Annotated in this window: 2 protein-coding genes; both read left to right on the top strand. The window is 60.3% G+C overall.

Annotated elements, in window-relative coordinates; translation table 11 throughout:
- Positions 1 to 995 (top strand): SLC13 family permease (locus ABX749_RS25995; protein ID WP_372898565.1); only part of this gene is annotated, 995 nt, incomplete at its 5' end.
- Positions 996 to 1,327: 332 nt separating this feature from the next.
- Positions 1,328 to 3,475, top strand: a complete 2,148-nt coding sequence (locus tag ABX749_RS25990; RefSeq protein WP_372898564.1) for a DUF5722 domain-containing protein — start codon at positions 1,328 to 1,330, stop codon at positions 3,473 to 3,475.
- Positions 3,476 to 3,621 lie beyond the last annotated feature (146 nt).

Below are 3,621 nucleotides of genomic sequence, written 5' to 3'. Positions count from 1 at the left end.
TGCAAGCCGACGACGCGTTGATTTTGGTCGGCGCGTTGGAGTCGGTGGTCGACTTGAGAAAGACCCGCGGTCTGCTGACCCCGGACGACCAAGGTCGCAAATTGGAAGTCCCCGCTTGGCGTCGGACGTTGATCGAAGCGGTCGTCAGCCCCCGCTGCTCGCTGTTGGGCAAAACGATTCGCGAAGGACGTTTCCGCAGCAATTACAACGCAGCGGTGGTCGCCGTCGCACGCGGCGATCGTCGGCTGACGGGCAAAATCGGCGACGTCGAATTGGAAACCGGTGACGTGCTGTTGCTCGAAGCCTCGCCGTCGTTTCTGCACCGGGCCAAAGAACTCCGCGATTTTTATCTGGTCAGCCGAGTCGGCTCGGATGTCATTCGCCGCCACGATCGGGCGTGGTATGCGATCGTCATTATGGTTGCGATGGTGTTGATCGCGGCGCTGAAGATCGCATCGATCTTGACCGCCGCGATGGCCGCGGCGCTGGCGATGATCCTGTTCCGATGCTGCACCGCAAGCGAAGCGAGACGCTCGGTCGACTGGAGCATTCTGATTGTGATCGGAGCGACCCTCGGGATCGGCACGTCACTGGAGACCAGCGGTGCCGCCCAGGCGATCGCGGTCGAGATGATCAACCTGGCCGGCGGCGACCCCTGGTTAAGCCTGGCGTTGGTGTATCTGGTCACGATGCTGTGCACCGAATTGATCACCAACACGGCTGCGGGGCTGATCATGTTGACGATCGCCATCGGAGCCGCCGGGACGCTGGGGGTCAGCGAAGTGCCGTTTGTGATCACCGTGATGATCGCGGCCTCGGCAAGTTTTCTGACCCCGTTCGGTTATCAAACCAATTTGATGGTCTACACCGTCGGCGGTTATCGCGCAAGTGATTACTTGCGATTCGGGTTGCCGTTGTCGCTGATCGTGTTTGCCGTCTCGGTGATCGTGATCCCGATCGCGTTCCCGTTCGTTGTGCCGCCGGCGCCGCAATAGTGCTCCGTCAGCCTGTCACTTGCGGACCGATGAAACGATGATTGGGCCCACAGATGGCAGCGCGAACCCACGGATTTATTGCACCCTGTCATCCGTGGGTTCGCGCTGCTATCCGTGGGTATTATTTTCGATGGATGGCGCGGTAAAATTGCTGGAGTGCTATCCAAGCATCAAATGTTGTCAGAGCGCTCGCATGTTTTCACTCCAAGTAACGGATCAGATCACCTTGCGGCTCGCGCTGCCGTTCTACGCCGAGCCCCGTTCCGCTGCAGTCCAGTGATGCTGCACCTTGGTTTCATCCCACCGTTCGCTCCCTCCTGCCATTGATTTCCATGTTTCGCCATTTCGTCTTGATGTATTGGCTGGTCATCAGCCCCTTGTTTTTGTGTCATTGCCTGGCCAACGAAGGTGGCCGAATCGAGACGGGGGCGTCAACGATTGCGGACGAGTATCCGTTGGATTGGTCCGGCGTCGGCGACCAAGCCAACCAGCTCCGCGTGTCCCAGCGTGACGGCGTGGTTTCGTTTTTGGCCTTGGGAAATGATCCCTACTTTCGTTTCGAATTGCCCCGGTTGCCGGCGACCGAGCGAGACTGGATCCTTGAACTGGAATACTTCTGCCCCGACGGGATTCGGGGAATCCAGTGGCGAAGCGGGCGCGGGATTCATCGCCCCACCGCCACCGCGCTGCCGTCAATGCCCAGCGCCGAGGGCTGGACGAAGTACTCGTTCTCGCTCAACGAACTGACGCCCGATGTGATCGGCAGCGATGCCCAAGTTCCGGTCCGCATCGATTGGGGCAGTCGATCGGGGGTTCAGTTGCAAGTGCGCGGCGTCGTCGTTCGACCCATGAACAACGCGGAGCTCCGGCAACGCGATGAAGCCGCCGAACGAAAGGTACAAAAGACGGCATTGGCCGAACGGATCAACGATTATCGGTCCCGTCGCTGGCCGGCGAAGATTGATTCGATCGACTTTGACGGCGAGCGGATTCAGGTGGTGGGAACACTTTCGCCATCCACGGCGGTTCGCTCGGCGTTCATGATCACGCGGCATCCCGATTCTGTTTCCGCCGATCCGCCGACGACCGCAGAGTTGTCGCAGCGCTGGCCGGTCACCGTCGATCAGGAGGGCCGGCGATGGACGGCGCGGATTGATTCACCGGTTGGCTCGTCCTGGTTGGACGCGGGAGTTCGGTTTCAGTTGTTTCAGCAAACCGACAATGCGACCACGTCTACACCGACGCCGATTTCTGCAGCCCGATATCGGGACCTGAATCCAGACGCCGGCGTCCCGCCAGCCAAGACACTTTCAGCCGCCAAGGGTTTGACGTGTATCACCTCGCGTTTCTCGCCGGATCAACTTCGCGCGCTCGGGATCCAACATGCCTCGGTCAACATCGTCGTCAGCGGATTGGTCAGCGAAACGGCGCGTCCGGGTTGGGAACCGTTCGACATCAACGGGAGGACCTGGTGGAGCAACCAACCGCGACTGCGGCAACAAGACCGTGACATTCGAACCGCGACCGACGCCGGCGCCGTCGTTGCGGGCATCTTGCTGATCCCGACCTCTTCACGTGGACGGTCCCCGATCGCCCATCCCGAATCCACGGACGCCGGCACCTACGCGATGCCGAACTTGACCGATCGGCAAGCCGTCGCGCGCTACGTTGCCGCGTTGCATCTGCTCGGTCAACGTTACAGCGGGCTGCATCCCGAACACGGCCGGGTCGATCACTGGATCGTGCACAACGAAGTCGACTATGGATGGCAATGGACCAACATGGGCGAGCAACCGCTGGAGATCTTTTTGGATCACTACGTCCGGTCGATGCGGTTGGTCGATGCGGCGACCCGCCCATTCAATCCCCATGCCCGCGCGTTCATTTCCTTGACCCACCGCTGGAACACGATCGACAACCAGCACTGGAAAACGTATGCGCCCAAAGCGATGCTGGAGCGATTGATCCACGACAGCCGACTCGAAGGCGACTTTCCTTGGGGCGTTGCGTACCATCCTTACCCGCAAAGTCTGTGGAAGGCCGATTTCTGGAACGACACGCAGGTGTCCGACGATCTTGAGACCCGCTTGATCACGATCAAGAACTTGCAGGTTCTCGACCGTTTCATGCACCTGCCAACGAGCCGAACGGTCGACGGAAGCGTCCGCCCGGTGATCTGCAGCGAGCAGGGATTTCACGCCGACGAGGATGATCCAAAACAGCTCCGCACCCAGGCCGCCGCGCTGCTGCTGACTTGGATGAAACTCCGCCAATGCCCCTCCATCATCGCTTTTGATTACCACCGACCCAGTGACCATCCCGACGAAGGAGGGCTGCGATTGGGGCTGCGTGGTCTGCCCGGTCCAGCACATCCGTTGGGCGCCGAGAAACCCGCCTGGGACGTTTTCTCAGCCATCGGAACCGACCGCGAGGCGGAGATGATCCGCCGTTACCAGTCGGAGTGGGAAGGGAAGGATTGAGAGTTGGTGTGCAGGCTTTAGCCGTCGCGTCTTGCTGCTTCGCAGCGCGTGGGGATGCGCCTAAAGGCTGGACACCAACGATTGCTGGTGTGCAGGCTTTAGCCCGGATATTGCATCCGCCGACTGGTTGACTCTGATTTTAGCCT

This window comes from Stieleria sp., from assembly GCF_041595215.1.
Lineage (GTDB): Bacteria > Planctomycetota > Planctomycetia > Pirellulales > Pirellulaceae > Stieleria > Stieleria magnilauensis.
This window is presented reverse-complemented; position numbering and strand designations above follow the sequence as displayed.